Source organism: Aeromonas media (assembly GCF_000819985.1).
GTDB lineage: Bacteria > Pseudomonadota > Gammaproteobacteria > Enterobacterales > Aeromonadaceae > Aeromonas > Aeromonas media.
This window is the reverse complement of record NZ_CDBZ01000070.1, coordinates 23,657-41,015: the sequence shown is the minus strand read 5'-3', so window position 1 is coordinate 41,015 and position 17,359 is coordinate 23,657. Positions and strand designations below refer to the sequence as shown.

The window sequence follows — 17,359 nt, the reverse complement described above, 5'->3', positions numbered from 1 at the left end:
ATCTGGGTGAACAGTTACTTCGAGTTTAGCTATCCAAACCCAGCCCCCTGCGCCACCTCATGGAACGCGATCCAGATTCCTCTCGAGAACATTCACTTCCAATAAGCAACAAGCTAGCACCACCCGTGGCGCTAGCTCCTTAGTCATCCTCCGGGTTGGGGATCAGGATCTCGGTCAGACGGCCCGCATCATCCCGGCTCAGCACCAGCCGGCGGCCCGGTTGCAGATCGGCGAGGCTGCCGTTCACCCAGCGGGTGCCGGCATCAAACACCAGTACCCCCAGTTGCTGCAGCAACAATGTCTGGCCCGTGCTGGCGAGCAGATTGTCCTCCGCCCGCCGCCACTGGCCGCTCTGCACCGGATCCGGCTCAGCCGTGCGCAGCCGGATCTGCTCGGCAACGCCGTATCGGCTCTGGATGGCGAGGTGCATGCCGGGCCTGAGATCGTCATACTGCGCTATGCCGTGCAGCGCGGCGCTGCCGAGCTCGAGCTCGGCCCCCTGGAACTGCAGGCGGAGGCCGTCGTTGTGCTCCAGCTCCACCAGCCAGAGCTCGGGCTCGTCGGCAAGGACGTGAAAGGAGAGCAGCAGGAACAAGGCGGTTCTGGTCATAGCAAGCAGGCCCATGGTCAACCCGGCGAGGAGGTTTAACTATGGGCCTGGATGGGCAATTTTTCCGGTTCACTGGTGCGGCGGCTCAGTCGTCCTCCCGGCAGCGGCTCAGACGCATGCCATCGAAGCGGCACTCCAGCTCCAGCCAGCGCCCCTCGAAGGGGGCCAGGCTCTCATCCGAGGTGACATAGCCCCAGATCCGCCCCTGAGCCACCGGCCCCTCCAGCTCCATCTCATGCTCTTCTTCCAGCGGCTCCACCTCGCGGACCAACCGTCTGTCTCCCTCGATCACCCCTTCCAGATCGACCCAGGTGCCGCCGAGATCGTCTTCGTCCAGACCATCCTTGAAGCGGGTCTGATCATCGATCACGAAGGGAATACCGTTGACCATCAACTGGCCCAGTTGCCAGCTGGTACGGCCGGTCAGCTTGAACTCGGCCGCCTGCACCAGACCAAAGGGCAATAAAATCAATAGCCAGAGGGCGCAGAGAGACTTCTTCATCGGGGATCCTCGGGGTTACACTGGCACACAGGATGTCTCATCCGGTGTGAAATGGCCGTGAAATGCCGGCCCAAACCAGGAGATCAGAGCATGAAAATACTGGTGGTGGAAGACAGTCCCCAGGTGGCTGAGACCGTCATGGACTATCTGGAGCTGGCCGGGCACAGGGTAGACTGCGCCTATCACGGCCAGGCAGCCCTGCAACTGCTGGCCGAGCAGCGTTTCGACGTCATCATCATGGACGTCATGATGCCGCGCCTGGACGGCCTGCGCACCGTCGAGCGGTTGCGCTCGGACGGCATCGCCACCCCTGTGCTCTTTCTCACCGCCCGCGACAGCCTGGACGACAAGCTGGCAGGTTTCAAGGCGGGGGGCGACGACTACCTGGTCAAGCCGTTCGCCATGGAGGAGCTTGAGGTGCGGTTGCAGGCCCTGGCCCTGCGCGGCCCCCGCAGCGACATGGGGGCGTTGGCGTTCGGCGACCTGGAGGTGGATCCCGCCGCGGGCCGCGCCACCCGCGCCGGGGTGGAGCTCAAGCTCGGCAAGATCCCGTTCCAGATCCTCACTCTACTGGTGAAACGGGCCCCCCATCTGGTGACGCGCCAGGAGGTGCTCGACACCGTCTGGGGCGATGAGGAGCCAGACTCTGACGCCCTGCGCAGCCACATCTATGCCCTGCGCAACGCCCTGGACAAGCCCTTCCCCAGTCCCATGCTGGAGACATTGCACGGCCAGGGCTACCGGCTGGTCAAACCATGAGCCCCCCTGCCCCCCCAAGCCAGCAAGCCTTGAATCTGCCGAGCCTGCGCAAGCGCCTGATCCTAGCGCTGGGCGGGGCCGGCTTGTTGCTGCTGCTGATCCTGAGCCTGCTGATGGTGGTGGCCGAGGACAAGATGGAGGAGCTTAGCCTGCGCCACTGGCTGGAGGCCGAGGTCACCCGCTACAACGATGACTGGCTGCGGCTCGGCCATGCGGCCCCCGCCCCCAGCCCGCGCCAGTTCTCCAGCTACTGGACGGAGGCGGGACGTCTGCCAGCCTGGCTGAAACCCTACCAGACCCCCGGCTTCTTCGAGCACCAGCTGGGGGAGGAGGACAAACACTTCCTGGTGCGCGCCCACCCATCGGGCAAGGGCCTGCTCTATCTGGTGTTCAACGACGACGCCGACGACTACCTGGATCCTTACGAAGACAGGCTGCACCTGGTCACCCGGCTGATCGGGCTGGCCCTGTTGCTCGGCTGCATAGCGTTCGGCATCTGGCTTGTGCGCCACATCACCCGCCCCCTGGACAGGCTGCGTCAGCGCGTCGCCCACCTCACCCCGGATCAGGTCGACTTCGTGCCGGATGCCCCCTGGCAGGAGCTGCGGGAGATCGAGCTGGCGCTGCTGGCGGGCAAGCACGAGGTGGCCGCCGTGTTCGCCCGCGAGCAGGAGTTCAGCCGCTTCGCCAGCCACGAGCTGCGCACCCCCAACATGGTGATCCAGGGCTCAGCCGCCCTGCTCGGCAAGGTGACCGACCTGCCCGCCCCCGCCGCCCGGGCCGCCAGCCGCATCCGCGCCGCCAGCGACGAGATGGCCCTGCTCACCGAGACCTTCCTGCTGCTGGGGCGCAAGGAGGCGGTCGAGCGCCCCCCGCAATGGGTGGCACCGCTGATCGAGCGGGAGCTGGCGCGCCTCGCCCCCTTGCTGCAGCGGGAGAACCTCGACATCCGCCTCAATCTGGACGAGCAGAGCGAGGTGCAGGCCCCCCTCTCCCTGCTCGCCATCGCGCTCGGCAACCTGCTGAAGAATGCCCTGAGCTACGCCGAGGGTCACATCGAGATCGCGCTTCAGGGGCAGGTGCTCACCATCAGCAACCCCACGGCGGCGGCGCCGGATCAGATCCTGGGCTACGGCTGCGGCCTCACCATCATCCAGCGCATCTGCGAGAAGCTAGGCTGGCAGATAGAGACCCGGCTGGAGGATGGCGTTTTCAGTGCCAGGCTGGCGATGAACGCCCTCGACCTCACGCAGGCATAGTTTCCCCCTCATCCCCGGCCCTTCTCCCGCAAGGGGAGAAGGGAGACAACAGGCACTCCCCGGCAAGCCCACAAGCCAGATAACAACAAGGCGCCCGAGGGCGCCTTGTTGTCAGAGGATAGGAGGACGGCTTATTCCGCCGGCTTGTGCTTGCGACTCGCCTTGAGCTCCAGAAAATCGATGATCTTGCCCGCCACATCCTTGCCGGAGGCGGCCTCGACCCCTTGCAGGCCGGGGGAGGAGTTCACCTCCAGCACCAGAGGGCCGCGGGCACTGCGCAATATATCCACCCCGGCCACATCCAGCCCCATGATCTTGGCGGCCTGCACCGCGGTCGCCCGCTCTTCCGGGGTGATCTTGATGGCCGACGCCTCGCCGCCACGGTGCAGGTTGGAGCGAAACTCCCCCGGCTGGGCCTGACGACGCATGGCCGCCACCACCTTGCCACCCACCACCACGCAGCGAATGTCGGCGCCATTGGCCTCGCGGATATACTCCTGCACCAGGATGTTGTTGTTGGTCTGGATGAAGGCTTCGATCACGCTCTCGGCCGCCTTCTGGGTCTCGCACAGCACCACGCCTATCCCCTGGGTTCCCTCCAGCAGCTTCACCACCAGGGGCGCCCCGCCGACCATGGTGATGAGGTCGGGCACGTCGTGGGTGCTGTGGGCATAGCCGGTGATGGGCAGGCCGATGCCGTGGCGGGAGAGCAGTTGCATGGCTCGCAGCTTGTCCCGGGAACGGGAGATGGCCACCGAGCTGTTGAGGGCCATGGTATTCATCATCTCGAACTGGCGCAGCACGGCGGTGCCATAGAAAGTGATGCTGGCACCGATGCGCGGGATCACGGCGTCATAGCTCGCCAGCTCCCGTCCTTCGTAGTGGATGGAGGGGCTGTGGGAGGCGATGTTCATGTAGCAGCGCAGGGTGTCGAGCACCTCGACCTGATGCCCGCGCGCCTGTGCCACCTCGACCAGACGGCGGGTGGAGTAATTGTTGGGCTCGCGGGATAAAATGGCAATATTCATGACAATTCCGCTAGAAGGCAGTGCCTGGGCAGGATGGGGCGGGAGAGTATAAAGTGCCACAGCGCCAAGACAACGCCAATTGTTTCTCCTGACAACAAGACAAACCACGCAGAACTCTGCTATGCCATCCCGCTGTCATCCAGATGTAAAACGGCGGCACCAGACTGGTCTGTCCCCCAGTACAGGATGCCGCCGTTGTTCGTCAAAGATCAATCTGGACTGACCGGTCGCAACGCCTTAATTCAGGTTCGGCCCCAGCCAGCGCTCGGCCTCCACCAGCGTCATGCCTTTGCGCTGGGCATAGTCTTCCACCTGATCGGGCTGGATCTGCGCCACCGCGAAGTACTTGCTGTCGGGGTGGGAGAAGTACCAGCCGGACACCGCCGCCCCCGGCCACATGGCGTAGGACTCGGTGAGCTGCATGCCGATGGCCTGCTCTACATCAAGCAGCTCCCAGATGCTGCCCTTCTCGGTGTGCTCCGGGCAGGCCGGGTAGCCCGGCGCCGGGCGTATGCCCTGATAGTTCTCGCGAATAAGCTCCTCGTTGCTGAGGGCCTCGTCGGGGGCATAGCCCCAGTGCACCTTGCGCACCTGCTCGTGCAGGTACTCGGCGAAGGCTTCGGCGAGACGGTCGCACACCGCCTGGATCAGGATGGCGTTGTAGTCATCGTGATCCGCCTTGTAGGCTTGCGCTATGGCCTCCTCGCCGATGCCGCCGGTCACCGCGAAGGCGCCGATCCAGTCGGGCTTGCCGCTCTCCTTGGGGGCCACATAGTCCGCCAGACAGTAGTTCGGGAAACCCTGCTTCTCGCTCTGCTGGCGCAGGTGATGCAACACCTTGATGACCTCGGTGCGGGACTCGTCCCTGTAGACCTCTATGCTGTCCCCCACCCCGTTGGCGGGGAACAGGCCTATGATGCCGGCGCAGCGCACGCTCTGATCTTTCTCCAGCTGATCCAGCATGGCGTTGGCATCGGCAAACAGCTTGGTCGCCTCTTCGCCGATGATCTCGTCTTCCAGAATGCGCGGATACTTGCCCGCCAGCTCCCAGCTCAGGAAAAACGGCGTCCAGTCGATGTAGGGGCGCAGCACCGAGACGGGCACGTTTTCGAAGGTCTGCACACCGGGCTCGCGGGGTGCAGGGGGCTCATAGCCGACCCAGTCAAGCTGATGGCGGTTGGCGCGGGCATGGGCCAGGGAGACCGGCTTGGAGCGTGGCTGCTTGCGGGCATGCTGATCCCGCGCTATCTCGTACTCCTTGTCGATGCGGGCGACGAAGGCGGGCTTGAGCTCGGGGTTCAGCAGGCTCTGGGCCACCCCGACGGCGCGGGAGGCGTTCGACACATAGACCACGGGTTCGGAATAGTTCTGCTCTATCTTCACCGCTGTGTGGGCCTTGGAGGTGGTGGCACCGCCGATCAGCAGGGGCAACTTGAAACCCTGGCGCTCCATCTCTTTCGCCACGTGTACCATCTCGTCCAGGGACGGGGTGATCAGGCCGGACAGGCCTATGATGTCCGCCCCCACTTCCCGCGCCGTCTTGAGGATGGTCTCGCAAGAGACCATGACCCCGAGATCGACGATCTCGTAGTTGTTGCACTGCAGCACCACGCCGACGATGTTCTTGCCGATGTCGTGAACGTCCCCCTTGACGGTGGCCATCACTATTTTGCCGTTGCTGGAGCCGCCGGACTTCTCCGCCTCTATGTAGGGTTGCAGGTAGGCGACCGCCCGCTTCATCACTCGCGCCGACTTCACCACCTGGGGCAGGAACATTTTTCCGGCGCCGAACAGGTCACCCACCACGTTCATACCGTCCATCAGTGGCCCTTCGATCACGTGCAGCGGCTTGTCGGCCCCGGCCCGTGCCTCTTCGGTGTCCTCCTCGATGAAGTCGGTGATGCCCTTGACCAGGGCATGCTCCAGCCGCTTGCCCACCGGCCAGCTGCGCCACTCCTGATCCCGGGGATCCTCGGCCTGGGCGCCGGCGCCGCGATACTTCTCGGCGATGGCGAGCAGATCCTCGGTGGCGCTGTCACTCAAGTTGAGCACCACGGCCTCGACCTTCGCCTTCAGCTCCGCCGGAATGTCTTCGTAGATGGCGAGCTGACCGGCGTTGACTATCCCCATGTCCATACCGTTCTGGATAGCATGGTAGAGGAAGACGGCGTGAATGGCTTCCCGTACCGGCTCGTTGCCGCGGAAGGAGAAGGAGACGTTGGAGACGCCGCCGGAAATCATGGCGTGGGGCAGATGGGTCTTGATGTCCTTCACCGCCTCGATGAAGTCCACCGCGTAGTTGTTGTGCTCGTCGATGCCGGTCGCCACCGCGAAGATGTTGGGATCGAAGATGATGTCTTCCGGCGGGAAGCCGACCCTGTCCACCAGGATCCGGTAGGCGCGCTGGCAGATCTCGAACTTGCGGGCACGGGTATCGGCCTGACCCACCTCGTCGAACGCCATCACGATGACGGCGGCGCCGTAGCGGCGCAGCAACTTGGCCTGCTCGATGAATTTATCCTCCCCCTCCTTCATGGAGATGGAGTTGACCACAGGCTTACCCTGCACGCACTTGAGGCCCGCCTCCAGCACCTCCCACTTGGAAGAGTCGATCATCACGGGCACCCGGGCGATGTCGGGCTCGCCAGCGATGAGGTTCAGGAAGCGCACCATGGCCGCCTCGGCGTCCAGCATCCCCTCGTCCATGTTGATGTCGATGATCTGGGCGCCGCTCTCCACCTGCTGCTTGGCCACATCCAGGGCCTCGTCGTAGAGCCCCTCCTTGATGAGGCGCTTGAACTTGGCCGAGCCGGTGACGTTGGTGCGCTCCCCCACGTTCACGAACATGGATTCCGCCGTGATGATGAGGGGCTCGAGGCCGGACAGCCGGCAGGCCACCGGCAGCTCGGGCAGCGCGCGGGGCTTGATGCCCGCGACGGCGTCGCTCATGGCGCGAATATGGGTCGGGGTGGTGCCGCAGCAGCCCCCCACCAGGTTGAGGAAGCCGCTCTGGGCCCATTCGCGGATATGCTCCGCCATCTCGCCCGCGTCCAGGTCGTACTCGCCGAAGGCATTTGGCAGACCGGCGTTGGGGTGGGCGCTGACATGGGTCTCGCTGATGCGGGACAGCTCCTCCACGTACTGGCGCAGCTCGTCCGGGCCGAGCGCACAGTTGAGGCCGAAGGAGACGGGTTTGACGTGGCGAAGCGAATGGTAGAAGGCTTCCGTGGTCTGACCCGAGAGGGTGCGGCCGGAGGCATCCGTGATGGTGCCGGAGATCATCACCGGCAGGCTGTAGCCCAGCTCTTCGAACACCAGATCCACCGCGAAGGCGGCGGCCTTGGCGTTGAGGGTGTCGAAGATGGTCTCGATCAGTATGAGGTCGGCGCCCCCCTCGATGAGGGCGTGGGTCGATTCTGTGTAGGCGGCCACCAGCTGGTCATAGGTGACATTGCGCTTGCCGGGGTCGTTCACGTCCGGCGAGATGGAGGCGGTGCGGTTGGTGGGGCCCAGCACTCCTGCCACGAAGCGCGGCTTGTGGGGCTCTTTGGCCGTCCACTCGTCCGCCACGGCACGGGCCAGACGGGCCGCCTCGCGGTTGATCTCGGCCGAGAACGCTTCCATCTCGTAATCGGCCATGGCGATGCGAGTGGCGTTGAAGGTGTTGGTCTCGAGGATGTCGGCCCCGGCGGCACAGTATTGATCGTGGATCTCGCGGATCACCGCCGGCCGGGTCAGCACCAGCAGATCGTTGTTGCCCTTGATGTCGGTATGCCAGTCGGCGAAGCGCTCGCCGCGATAATCCGCTTCGCCGAGCCTGTACCCCTGGATCATGGTGCCCATGGCACCGTCGATGATCAGGATCCGCTCCTTGAGACAGGCTTCCAGTTTCTTTGTTACGTCCGACTTCTTGCTCGACTCTATGCTCGACACCGCTTCTACCCCTTACATCCATGCAACTGCGTGAGGTCCATCCTAGCAGCAAAAAAATCAAATGGAAATCTAGCCGTCTATCTGTCCGAAATATCGAGCATATACTCACAAATGGGTAATGAGTAAGATGTGGCCCGAGAGTACCCTATGCCCGTCCTCAACGGGGATACGTGCTTGCTGTTTACTAAAGAGAAAAATAACTATGAGCGTCTACTACACACTCTGTTTCTTGGCAGCGTTGGCGATCTTCATCGCCTTTGCCAACCAGTATGTCGTGAAGATCCAGACCACCATCGCCATCACCGCAGGATCCATGCTGATCTCCGCCCTGATGGTGCTGTTTGGTAAGTTGGGTTGGTTCAATCTGGAACCTCTGGCCGTCGAGACCATGGAAAGCATCGACTTCCAGAACTTCCTGCTGAAGGGGATCCTGGGCTTCCTGCTGTTTGCCGGCGGTCTCGGCATCAATCTGAAGGCATTGCGCAGCCAGAAGTGGGAGATCACCATTCTCTCCATCGCGGCGACCCTGCTCTCCACCTTCATCATCGGCTACGGCTTCTGGTTCATCGCCAGGCTGCTGGGCTGGGAACTGCCGCTGGTCTATTGCATGCTGTTCGGTGCCCTGATCTCCCCCACCGACCCCATTGCCGTGCTCGCCATCGTCAAGAAGATGAAGGCGCCTCCCCAGATCGCTATCCAGATCGAAGGGGAGTCCCTGTTCAACGACGGGGTTGGCCTGGTGATCTTCGCCACCGTCTTCGCCGTGGCCTTTGGCGGCGTCGAGCCCACCTTTGGCAGCGTGGCCGGCCTGTTCCTGCATGAAGCCCTCGGCGGCATCCTGTTCGGCGCCGTGCTGGGCCTCATTGCCCACGTGATGATCAGCGCCACCGACGACGGCTCCCTGGAGCTGCTGCTGACGCTGTGCATCCCGACCGCGGGCTTCGCCTTTGCCAACATGATCGGCGTCTCCGGTGCCCTGGCCATGGTGGTCACCGGCATCATGATAGGCAACTGGACCCGCCAGTCAGGCTTCTCCGAGCAGAGCCGCCACCACCTGGATCACTTCTGGGAGTTGATGGACCAGTTCCTCAACGCCCTGCTGTTCCTGCTGATCGGCCTGGCCCTGGTGCTGCTGGATCTGGCCTGGCAAGACTGGATCCTGCTGGTCATCGCGGTGCCGCTCTGCCTCGCCGCCCGCTTCATCAGCGTCTCCCTGCCCTATGTGGCCTTCCGCAAGTTCCGCAGCTACAACCGCTTCTCGGTGCGCATTCTCACCTGGGGCGGCCTGCGCGGCGGTCTTGCCATGGCCATGGCGCTGGCGCTGCCCTCCGGGGTCATGGTGCTGCCAGAGCAGGGCGTCGATCTGCGGGAGGTGATCCTGGTGATGACCTACTCGGTGGTGATGTTCTCCATCGTGGTGCAAGGCATGACCATCACCCCCATGATCACCGCCGCCAAGAAGGCCAGCGGCGACTACTGAGTCAGCCGCAGGCCGTGACTGGCAAAGGCAGAAGGGCTCCCTCGGGAGCCCTTCTCGTTGGCGGTCTGGCAATGGAAGATGCGGCATCGTCGCGACATCGCACAATTAGTGTTTGCTTTTTATTCATTTCGAAGAGAGAATGCGCGCCGGCTAGTTAATCAGCCCAGTTTATGTTCGCAATGCTTCAACATTAGATGAATCCTGCCAGTACCCACATAACCTTCCTCTGATTTACTCGCCTTGAGAACCGTCAGGCTGTCTGCCTGCGTTGCCCGGCTCTCACGGTGCAGACCAGATCTGCCCACCCAATTTGAACTATGCATCCGCATATTCCTTGATAGTGCAGACGCCCTTATGGGGCTGGGTATTCCTGCGCGGATCTGACCGCGCCCATTGACCTACATTTGCAAATACAAGGAGCAATTATTTAATTTATATAGAGAAATACCATGATGAAAGCCGTACAAACACACAAACCCCTGCGTCGCAGCAAACCCATCAACCTGCCCGTGCAAGAGCATGACTATGATGCGTTTCTGATCCAGTTCAGCACCCGCTCCAGCGGTGGCTTCGCCATCTCCTGTGATGGCATCCCTGGCGAGTTCTCCATCGAAGAACTCAACTGATCCTGCCCACCGGCAGCACCCGATGCAGACAGGCCGCAACTCACGGCGGCCCCCTTGTCTCCCTCGCCTTCAGCCTTGTGATCCCCTCTTCTGATTGACGGCCCTGCCATCCCTCAGACAGTACAGGCCTGGGTATCGGCCGCTTCCAGCAACAGGCACTCGTCGGCATCCTCGCTCAGCCTGACCAGACGGCTGCGCACCAGACCCAGCTTGCCCAGCAGCGCCACAGATCGCTCGTTGCCCGGGGTGACGATGGCGATGACCCGCTCGATGCCAAGCCGCTCCCGCCCATCCTTGATCGCCGCCTGCGCCGCCTCTATGCCATAGCCCTGACCACGCCAGGCGGGCAGGAAGGCGTAGCCGATGTCTTCGCACGGCAGGGTGTCGCGCTTGATGAGCCCGCAGATGCCCAACTTGGCCTCGTCTTCCCGTCGCATCACCAGATAGAGACCGTGCCCGTGCTGGGCATAGCTGACCGCCGGCCCCTGCTGGATGTAGTTTTCGGCGTCGTCCAGGGTGCGGATCCCGCGATCGCCGATGTAGCGATGGAAATCGGGGTCGTTGAGCAGTTCGAGAATGAAGGGGGCATCGTCGGTATTGAGCTCGCGCAGGATGAGGCGCTCGGAGAAGATCATGGCAAAGGGCTCGTGTGATGAGAACAACAGCTATCAAGACTGCCCCCACAGCCGGTGCTTGGCAAGATCCCCGGCCAAAAGGAGGCCGTCATGGACCGCAAACCGGCGACCACAGCCCCCGGCAGCCGACATTTAGTCCCTGCCACATGAGTCGCACGGCGGTTCCGGCTATACTGCCCGCCCTATCCCAATCCACAGTACAACAAACAGGACATTCCCCATGACGGACACCACCGAATTCTTTGACGAACAGACGCTGCTGGAGATGGTGGACAACCAGCTCGCCGACGGCCATCCCCTGCAGGTGAAAGCCACCCTGATGCGACTGGTGATGAAGGGCACCCCGCGGGACGAGGCGCTGCAATACATCGCCTGCGCCCTCGGTGCCGAGCTGATGGCCATGGAGGCCGAACAGGGCCCCTTCAACCTGACCCGCTACGCCGAGTTCCTCGACAGCCTACCCGAGATGCCCTGGGCCGAATAACCCCCCCCTCACCAGGCGGGCCGCGCCAGCAGACATTATCATTACTGCCACCACCAATGACGGGAGTATGGGGCTATGCGCTGGCAAGATCGCCGTGAGAGCAGCAACGTGGAAGACAGGCGCCAACAGGGCAGTGGCAGCGGGGGCGGCGGCCTGCCCCTCGGCGGCAAGGGCCGCCTCATCCTGATTGTCGTGGTTATGGTGGCGGGTTACTACGGCGTGGACTTGAGCCCATTGCTCGACGAGCCGGCCCAGCAGAGCCAGGCGCCGCGCCAGAATGTGTCTCAGCCGGCCAGCGATCCCCTGGCCAGATTCACCTCTGTGATGCTCGCCTCCACCGAAGACACCTGGGGCGAGATCTTCTCCCGAAGCGGCAACCAGTATCAGCCCCCCAGGCTGGTGCTCTATCGCGGAGCCACCCAGACCGGCTGCGGTCAGGGCCAGTCGGTCATGGGCCCCTTCTACTGCCCGGCAGACAGCACAGTCTACATCGATCTCTCCTTCTATCAGGACATGCGCGACAAGCTCGGGGCCGATGGCGACTTCGCCCAGGGCTATGTGGTCGCCCACGAGGTGGGCCACCACGTGCAGTACCTGCTCGGCATCTCGACCAAGGTGCGCCAGCAACAGCAGGGGCTGAGCCAGGCCGGGCAGAACAGGTTGTCGGTCAAGCTGGAGCTGCAGGCCGACTGCTTCGCCGGAGTCTGGGGTCACCATATGGAGAAGGAGCAGGTGCTGGAGCACGGCGATCTGGAGGAGGCCCTCAATGCCGCCCAGGCCATCGGTGACGACCGCCTGCAGCAGCGGGGTCAGGGCCGGATCGTGCCCGACAGCTTCACCCACGGCAGCTCGGCCCAGCGCCTAACCTGGTTCAAGCGGGGCTTTGACAGCGGCAAGCCCGCCAGCTGCGACACCTTCGCCGCCCGCTGAGCCGGACCAGACGACAAGGCCGGATCCCCTGGGATCCGGCCTTGTCGCATCCAGCAAACGGGAGATGAGCCTGCCGCCGTCAGGGGGCCTCATCCGGCAGCAGATCGGTAAAGACGAAGCCATCCCGCACCACTGTCTCCCCCACCCGGATCGCCAGGGGCCGCAGGAACATGGGGCCATCAAAGGCCAGGGTGTGGAACTCGCCGTTCTCGCCGCACGGATCCACCCCATCCGGCAGCGCCGCCAGCAGCGCCTCGTCGAACTCGTGCCCCCCCAGGCTCATATCCAGCTTCTTGGGGTCGAGCGTGCAGATCCTGGCCCTCAAGCCGGCGGCCATCATCTCCTGCGCCAGCTCGCTCGTGTCGCTACCCCAGAGCGGGAACAGGGGCGCTATGCCGGTGCCCGCCAGCTGTTTCTCTCTATAGGCGCGCACATCCTCGAGGAAGAGATCCCCGAATGCCATATGGCGGATCCCCATGGCCAGCACCTCGGCGATGAAGCCGGTCATGATCCGGCCATACTCTTCGTTGCTGCAGGGCCAGGGCAGATCGATGCAGTGCAGTGGCAGCCCCACGCACGCAGCCTGCTCCGTCAGCAACTGCTTGCGCACCCCGTGCATGGCCACCCGCTCGAACGCCTGATTCAGGGTGGTGAAGAGCCCCACCACCTCGATCGCCGGATCCTGGCGCAAGCGATGCAGGGCCCAGGCGCTGTCTTTTCCGCTGCTCCAGGAGAGCAGTACCTTTTTCTTCGTCATGACCTCTCCAATCCCTTGCCGCAAGGTGCTGCAAGACAGTGTTGCGAATTGTGCGATTTACATCGAGGGACACAAAAGCATACCCTCGTGGGTGAGCGTATCCCCGCAGAACGTGGGGGGAGAATAACTAAAAAAACGATGGGAAACATAAGGATATGACCACAGTCAGCACACATCATGACCACAATCGCCCCCTCAACCGACAGGATTACAAGACCTTGAGCCTGGCAGCGCTGGGCGGCGCCCTCGAATTCTACGACTTCATCATCTTCGTCTTCTTCGCCGTGGTGATAGGCGAGCTGTTCTTCCCGGCGGACATTCCCGAGTGGCTGCGCCAGTTCCAGACCTTCGGCATCTTCGCCGCCGGTTACCTGGCCCGCCCGCTGGGGGGCATCATCATGGCCCACTTCGGCGATCTCATCGGCCGCAAGCGGATGTTCACCCTCAGCATCATCCTGATGGCGCTGCCGACCCTGCTGATCGGCCTGCTGCCCACCTATGCCACCCTCGGCATTGCCGCCCCGCTGTTGCTGTTGCTGCTGCGAATCCTGCAAGGGGCCGCCATCGGGGGCGAAGTCCCGGGGGCCTGGGTCTTCGTGGCCGAACACGTACCCGCCCGCCGGGTCGGCGTCGCCTGCGGCACCCTCACGGCCGGGCTGACGGCCGGCATACTGCTCGGCTCCCTGGTGGCCACCGCCATCAACCGCGGCATGAGCCCGATCGAGGTGAGCGAGTGGGGCTGGCGTCTGGCCTTCGTGCTCGGCGGTGTGTTCGGCATCGTCGCCATGTACCTGCGCCGCTGGCTGCACGAGACCCCGGTCTTCGCCGAGATGCAGGCGAACAAGGCCCTGGCCGAGGAGCTGCCCCTCAAGACGGTGCTCCGTGAGCACAAGGGCAGCGTCATCGTCTCCATGCTGCTGACCTGGCTGCTCTCCGCCGGCATCGTCGTGGTGATCCTGATGACCCCGACCTATCTGCAGAAGGTGCATGGCATCAGCCCCACCGATGCCCTGACCGCCAACTCCCTGGCCATAGTGGCCCTCACCCTGGGCTGCATCTTCTACGGTCGACTGATAGACAGCCTCGGCAGCGGCCCCACCTTCGTCCTGGGTTCCCTGCTGCTGGCCGGTGCCACCTATGCCTTCTACCACAGCCTGGCGGCGGGTATGGATCAGCTGATACCTCTCTACATGCTGGCGGGCTTTGCGGTGGGGATCGTCGGCGCCGTGCCCTATGTCATGGTCAACGCCTTCCCGCCCGTGGTGCGCTTCTCCGGGCTGTCGTTCTCCTACAACGTGGCCTACGCCATCTTCGGCGGGCTCACTCCCATGCTGGTCACCCTCTGGATGAAGAACGACGTGCTGGCACCCTCCCACTATGTGGTCAGTCTGGCCGGTCTCGGCTTCGTACTGGGCCTCTGGCTCTGGCTGCGCCAGCGCACTCGGCGTCAGGTCACGCCACAAACCGCCTGATCAATACGGACCCCGGACTGTCGGGGCCCGCTTGTTCCGGCTATATTCAGCCGGGCTCCCGTAGAGTTGCCCCCCCCTTAGGCCAGACCCGCGTCTGGCCCTGTTGTTTGCCAACCACCCCGAGGTGCAAGATGTTTTTCTAGGTCGTATTCATCGCCTTGCTCGCGCTGCTTCCCATGGTCAATCCCCCCACCACGGCAACCTTGCTGCTGGGATTGAGCAAGGGCATGTCCCGTGAGCACGTACGCCGTCAGATCAATCTGGCCGCCATCTATCTGTTCGCCACCCTCTGCGTCAGCTTCTTCATCGGATCCTCCATCCTGGATCTGTTCGGGATCTCCATTCCCGGCCTGCGGCTGGCCGGTGGCCTCATCATCGCCTTCATCGGTTTTCGCATGCTGTTCCCGGCCCCCAGCCAGGCCGCCGGGGTCGACATCAACCAGAGCATCGCCTTCGTGCCGCTCACCATGCCCAGCATGTGCGGGCCGGGCACCATGGCCCTGGTGATCAGCGGCGCCGCCCAGATTGCCGAGCTGCCCGACGAGTACAACCGTTTCGTCATCTATGCCGCCATGGTGACCGCCTTCGCCCTGATGAGCCTGCTCAGCTGGGGCGTGCTCAAGCTGGCGGATCCGGTCTGCAAGATCCTCGGCGCGACCGGCATAGACGCCATGACCCGTATCATGGGCTTCCTGCTGGTGTGCATGGGCATGCAGTTCTGCATCAACGGCATCAAGGAGGTAGCGCAGGATCCCGTGTTCCACGGCGCAACTACGGTGCAGACGGCCCCTGCGCAGTCACACCCCTCCGCCGCCCTCGATCACCTGCCGGCCCCGCACCAGCCCTGACTGAAAACGGTGTCATCTCGGCTCGGGAATCGTCACCGAAGTTGCGCCTGATCATGTTGTCCATGCACGGATGGGTTAGTCTGTTTTTTGTACAGGCAGGGTTCAGAGGGCCGCGGCTAACGTGACCGATGCAGACCCAATCACTTGAGGAGACATGCAAATGGAAGAGATGCTGACCGAGATTGGAAGCTACAGCCTGTTTCATGAATATCTGAACGTAGTCGGGGCCGCCAGCCCAGCCCTGACCCGGATCAAGAGCAGATGGGAATACAAGCGAAGCGATCGGCTGGTCGCCCAGATCAGGATAGATCCGCAAGGCCACGCGCGATTCTATATCGACGCCCGTGCCATATCGGTCAACTGATCCCCATCAACCCCCTCACCCGCCCCGGTCCACTGACCGGGGTTTTTGTTTGTGCGCCCCGAAGAAAACAAAACCCCGGCGGTGGGCCGGAGTTTGATTGCGTAGGGTCATGCCGCTGCGCGGCCAAGCCAACCTAGGAAGTGCCGCCCACGGTGAGCTGATCCAGCTTGAGAGTGGGCTGACCGACGCCGACCGGCACGCTCTGCCCCTCCTTGCCGCAGACACCCACCCCGCGATCCAGCGCGAGATCGCTACCCACCATGGAGACCTGACTCATGGCCTCGGGGCCGTTGCCGATGAGCGTGGCACCCTTGATGGGGGCAGTGATCCTGCCATCCTCGATGAGGTAGGCCTCGGAGGCGGAGAAGACGAACTTGCCGGAGGTGATGTCCACCTGACCGCCGCCGAAGTTGGGGGCGTAGATGCCCTTCTTCACCGAGGCGATGATCTCCGCCGGATCGTGCTGGCCCGCCAGCATGTAGGTGTTGGTCATGCGCGGCATCGGCAGGGCGGCGTAGGATTCGCGGCGGCCGTTGCCGGTGAGCGGAACCCCCATCAGGCGGGCGTTCTGCTTGTCCTGCAGGTAGCCCTTGAGGATGCCGTTCTCGATCAGCACGTTGTAGCCCCCAGGCGTCCCCTCGTCGTCGATGGAGACGGAGCCGCGCCGACCCACCAGGGTGCCGTCATCGACTATGGTGCAATGTTTGGAGGCGACCTGCTCGCCGATGCGACCGGCGAAAGCGGACGATCCCTTGCGGTTGAAGTCCCCCTCCAGCCCGTGACCCACCGCCTCGTGCAGCAGCACGCCGGGCCAGCCGGCACCCAGCACCACCGGCATGGTGCCGGCCGGCGCGTCTATGGCCTCGAGGTTCACCAGGGCCTGGCGCACCGCTTCGCGCACATAGCCAAACGCCCGGCTTTCCAGTCCGTCCAGCTCGAGGAAATAGTCGTAGCCGACGCGGCCACCGCCGCCGGCGCTGCCGCGCTCCCGGCGATCCCCCTTCTCGGCGATGACGGTCACCGAGAGGCGCACCAGAGGGCGCACATCGGCGGCCAGGGTGCCATCGGTAGCGGCCACCAGGATCTCTTCATAGACGCCGCTGATGGAGGCCATCACCTGATTGATGGCGGGATCCAGGCTGCGGGCGAACTTGTCCATCTGCTCGAGCAGGGCGATCTTCTGCTGCTTGTCGAGGGTCTGCAGCGGATCCATGGCCGGATAGAGCAGGTTCGCTTCGGTTCTGGCCCAGGCCTTCACCTTGCCCTGGGCCCCGGCGGCGGCGATGCCGCGGGCGGCGGTCACCGACTGTTGCAGCGCCAGCAGGCTCAGCTCGTCCGAGTAGGCGAAGCCGGTCTTCTCGCCGCTGACGGCGCGCACCCCGACACCCTGATCGATGTTGTAGCTGCCATCCTTGACGATGCCGTCCTCCAGCATCCAGGACTCGTGCCAGCTGCGCTGGAAATAGAGGTCGCCGAACTCCACCTGATGGCTCATCAGGCTGCCGAGCAGCTGCTGCAGCCGCCCTTCGTCGAGATCGTTCGGGGCCAACAATGAGGCACTAACCTGGCTCAATAGACTCAATCTTTCTCTCCACTCTCGCTGTGAGAAGTCGTAACGGTTAATTCATCCGGTGTGGGTTCGTCGGGTGCAATCAGCGGAGCTCATGGCCCC

The 17,359-nt window shown here is 63.5% G+C and carries 16 protein-coding genes; 9 read left to right on the top strand and 7 right to left on the bottom strand.

What is annotated here, in order from left to right:
• Nucleotides 1-139: 139 nt before the first annotated feature.
• Both BN1127_RS06060 and BN1127_RS06055 read right to left on the bottom strand, forming a co-directional pair.
• Nucleotides 140-610 carry a hypothetical protein gene (locus tag BN1127_RS06060; protein WP_005326718.1) on the bottom strand — a complete coding sequence of 157 codons (471 nt, stop codon included), beginning with the start codon at nucleotides 608-610 and terminating at the stop codon, nucleotides 140-142.
• 85 nt (nucleotides 611-695) lie between these two features.
• The gene (locus BN1127_RS06055; protein ID WP_042648858.1) at nucleotides 696-1,112 is read right to left on the bottom strand and encodes a hypothetical protein; all 417 of its coding nucleotides are present in this window, start codon (nucleotides 1,110-1,112) and stop codon (nucleotides 696-698) included.
• 90 nt (nucleotides 1,113-1,202) lie between these two features.
• Between BN1127_RS06055 and BN1127_RS06050 the strand changes: the two genes are divergently transcribed.
• Both BN1127_RS06050 and BN1127_RS06045 read left to right on the top strand, forming a co-directional pair.
• Complete coding sequence (locus BN1127_RS06050; RefSeq protein ID WP_042648857.1) at nucleotides 1,203-1,871, top strand: response regulator transcription factor; 669 nt, start codon at nucleotides 1,203-1,205, stop codon at nucleotides 1,869-1,871.
• Between the two features lie 29 nt (nucleotides 1,872-1,900).
• Nucleotides 1,901-3,130, top strand: a complete 1,230-nt coding sequence (locus tag BN1127_RS06045; RefSeq protein ID WP_082029985.1) for a sensor histidine kinase — start codon at nucleotides 1,901-1,903, stop codon at nucleotides 3,128-3,130.
• A gap of 131 nt (nucleotides 3,131-3,261) precedes the next feature.
• Here BN1127_RS06045 and rimK read toward each other — a convergent pair whose 3' ends face one another.
• Both rimK and metH read right to left on the bottom strand, forming a co-directional pair.
• Nucleotides 3,262-4,158, bottom strand: coding sequence for a 30S ribosomal protein S6--L-glutamate ligase (gene rimK, locus BN1127_RS06040; protein WP_005326726.1), 897 nt, complete (start codon nucleotides 4,156-4,158; stop codon nucleotides 3,262-3,264).
• 237 nt (nucleotides 4,159-4,395) lie between these two features.
• The gene (metH, locus tag BN1127_RS06035) at nucleotides 4,396-8,091 is read right to left on the bottom strand and encodes a methionine synthase (protein WP_042648855.1); all 3,696 of its coding nucleotides are present in this window, start codon (nucleotides 8,089-8,091) and stop codon (nucleotides 4,396-4,398) included.
• 202 nt (nucleotides 8,092-8,293) lie between these two features.
• Here metH and BN1127_RS06030 point away from each other — a divergent pair, with 202 nt between their 5' ends.
• Together BN1127_RS06030 and BN1127_RS21185 are read left to right on the top strand one after the other, a co-directional pair.
• The gene (locus BN1127_RS06030; RefSeq protein ID WP_042648854.1) at nucleotides 8,294-9,571 is read left to right on the top strand and encodes a cation:proton antiporter; all 1,278 of its coding nucleotides are present in this window, start codon (nucleotides 8,294-8,296) and stop codon (nucleotides 9,569-9,571) included.
• A 449-nt stretch (nucleotides 9,572-10,020) separates the two neighbouring features.
• Nucleotides 10,021-10,197, top strand: coding sequence for a hypothetical protein (locus BN1127_RS21185; protein WP_005326732.1), 177 nt, complete (start codon nucleotides 10,021-10,023; stop codon nucleotides 10,195-10,197).
• Nucleotides 10,198-10,310: 113 nt separating this feature from the next.
• Here BN1127_RS21185 and BN1127_RS06025 read toward each other — a convergent pair whose 3' ends face one another.
• A complete protein-coding gene (locus tag BN1127_RS06025) occupies nucleotides 10,311-10,832 on the bottom strand; it encodes a GNAT family N-acetyltransferase (RefSeq protein ID WP_041206779.1) in 522 nt (173 codons plus the stop codon).
• Between the two features lie 220 nt (nucleotides 10,833-11,052).
• Between BN1127_RS06025 and BN1127_RS06020 the strand changes: the two genes are divergently transcribed.
• Together BN1127_RS06020 and ypfJ are read left to right on the top strand one after the other, a co-directional pair.
• Complete coding sequence (locus tag BN1127_RS06020) at nucleotides 11,053-11,316, top strand: hypothetical protein (protein ID WP_042648853.1); 264 nt, start codon at nucleotides 11,053-11,055, stop codon at nucleotides 11,314-11,316.
• A gap of 75 nt (nucleotides 11,317-11,391) precedes the next feature.
• Nucleotides 11,392-12,246 carry a KPN_02809 family neutral zinc metallopeptidase gene (gene ypfJ / locus BN1127_RS06015; RefSeq protein WP_042648852.1) on the top strand — a complete coding sequence of 285 codons (855 nt, stop codon included), beginning with the start codon at nucleotides 11,392-11,394 and terminating at the stop codon, nucleotides 12,244-12,246.
• Nucleotides 12,247-12,325: 79 nt separating this feature from the next.
• Here ypfJ and BN1127_RS06010 read toward each other — a convergent pair whose 3' ends face one another.
• A complete protein-coding gene (locus BN1127_RS06010; protein WP_042648851.1) occupies nucleotides 12,326-13,003 on the bottom strand; it encodes a Dph6-related ATP pyrophosphatase in 678 nt (225 codons plus the stop codon).
• 155 nt (nucleotides 13,004-13,158) lie between these two features.
• On the opposite strand from BN1127_RS06010, the gene BN1127_RS06005 reads away from it, so the two are divergent.
• The 3 genes from BN1127_RS06005 (at nucleotide 13,159) to BN1127_RS05995 (ending at nucleotide 15,687) form a co-directional block, all read left to right on the top strand.
• Complete coding sequence (locus BN1127_RS06005; RefSeq protein ID WP_005331561.1) at nucleotides 13,159-14,475, top strand: MFS transporter; 1,317 nt, start codon at nucleotides 13,159-13,161, stop codon at nucleotides 14,473-14,475.
• A gap of 176 nt (nucleotides 14,476-14,651) precedes the next feature.
• Nucleotides 14,652-15,323 (top strand): MarC family NAAT transporter, encoded by a 672-nt coding sequence (locus BN1127_RS06000; protein ID WP_231557445.1) that lies wholly within the window; start codon nucleotides 14,652-14,654, stop codon nucleotides 15,321-15,323.
• Between the two features lie 160 nt (nucleotides 15,324-15,483).
• Complete coding sequence (locus BN1127_RS05995) at nucleotides 15,484-15,687, top strand: hypothetical protein (RefSeq protein WP_041206780.1); 204 nt, start codon at nucleotides 15,484-15,486, stop codon at nucleotides 15,685-15,687.
• A 133-nt stretch (nucleotides 15,688-15,820) separates the two neighbouring features.
• On the opposite strand, the gene tldD is transcribed toward BN1127_RS05995, so the two are convergent.
• Nucleotides 15,821-17,269, bottom strand: a complete 1,449-nt coding sequence (gene tldD / locus BN1127_RS05990; protein WP_042648850.1) for a metalloprotease TldD — start codon at nucleotides 17,267-17,269, stop codon at nucleotides 15,821-15,823.
• Nucleotides 17,270-17,359: the final 90 nt, after the last annotated feature.

Excerpts from the sequence above, each read along its gene's own strand:
- BN1127_RS06060 (WP_005326718.1), bottom strand. The coding sequence starts at position 610 with ATGACCAGAACCGCCTTGTTCCTGCTGCTCTCCTTTCACGTCCTTGCC.
- BN1127_RS06055 (WP_042648858.1), bottom strand. The coding sequence starts at position 1,112 with ATGAAGAAGTCTCTCTGCGCCCTCTGGCTATTGATTTTATTGCCCTTT.
- BN1127_RS06050 (WP_042648857.1), top strand. The coding sequence starts at position 1,203 with ATGAAAATACTGGTGGTGGAAGACAGTCCCCAGGTGGCTGAGACCGTC.
- rimK (WP_005326726.1), bottom strand. The coding sequence starts at position 4,158 with ATGAATATTGCCATTTTATCCCGCGAGCCCAACAATTACTCCACCCGC.
- BN1127_RS06030 (WP_042648854.1), top strand. The coding sequence starts at position 8,294 with ATGAGCGTCTACTACACACTCTGTTTCTTGGCAGCGTTGGCGATCTTC.
- BN1127_RS21185 (WP_005326732.1), top strand. The coding sequence starts at position 10,021 with ATGATGAAAGCCGTACAAACACACAAACCCCTGCGTCGCAGCAAACCC.
- BN1127_RS06025 (WP_041206779.1), bottom strand. The coding sequence starts at position 10,832 with ATGATCTTCTCCGAGCGCCTCATCCTGCGCGAGCTCAATACCGACGAT.
- BN1127_RS06020 (WP_042648853.1), top strand. The coding sequence starts at position 11,053 with ATGACGGACACCACCGAATTCTTTGACGAACAGACGCTGCTGGAGATG.
- ypfJ (WP_042648852.1), top strand. The coding sequence starts at position 11,392 with ATGCGCTGGCAAGATCGCCGTGAGAGCAGCAACGTGGAAGACAGGCGC.
- BN1127_RS06010 (WP_042648851.1), bottom strand. The coding sequence starts at position 13,003 with ATGACGAAGAAAAAGGTACTGCTCTCCTGGAGCAGCGGAAAAGACAGC.
- BN1127_RS06005 (WP_005331561.1), top strand. The coding sequence starts at position 13,159 with ATGACCACAGTCAGCACACATCATGACCACAATCGCCCCCTCAACCGA.
- BN1127_RS06000 (WP_231557445.1), top strand. The coding sequence starts at position 14,652 with ATGGTCAATCCCCCCACCACGGCAACCTTGCTGCTGGGATTGAGCAAG.
- BN1127_RS05995 (WP_041206780.1), top strand. The coding sequence starts at position 15,484 with ATGGAAGAGATGCTGACCGAGATTGGAAGCTACAGCCTGTTTCATGAA.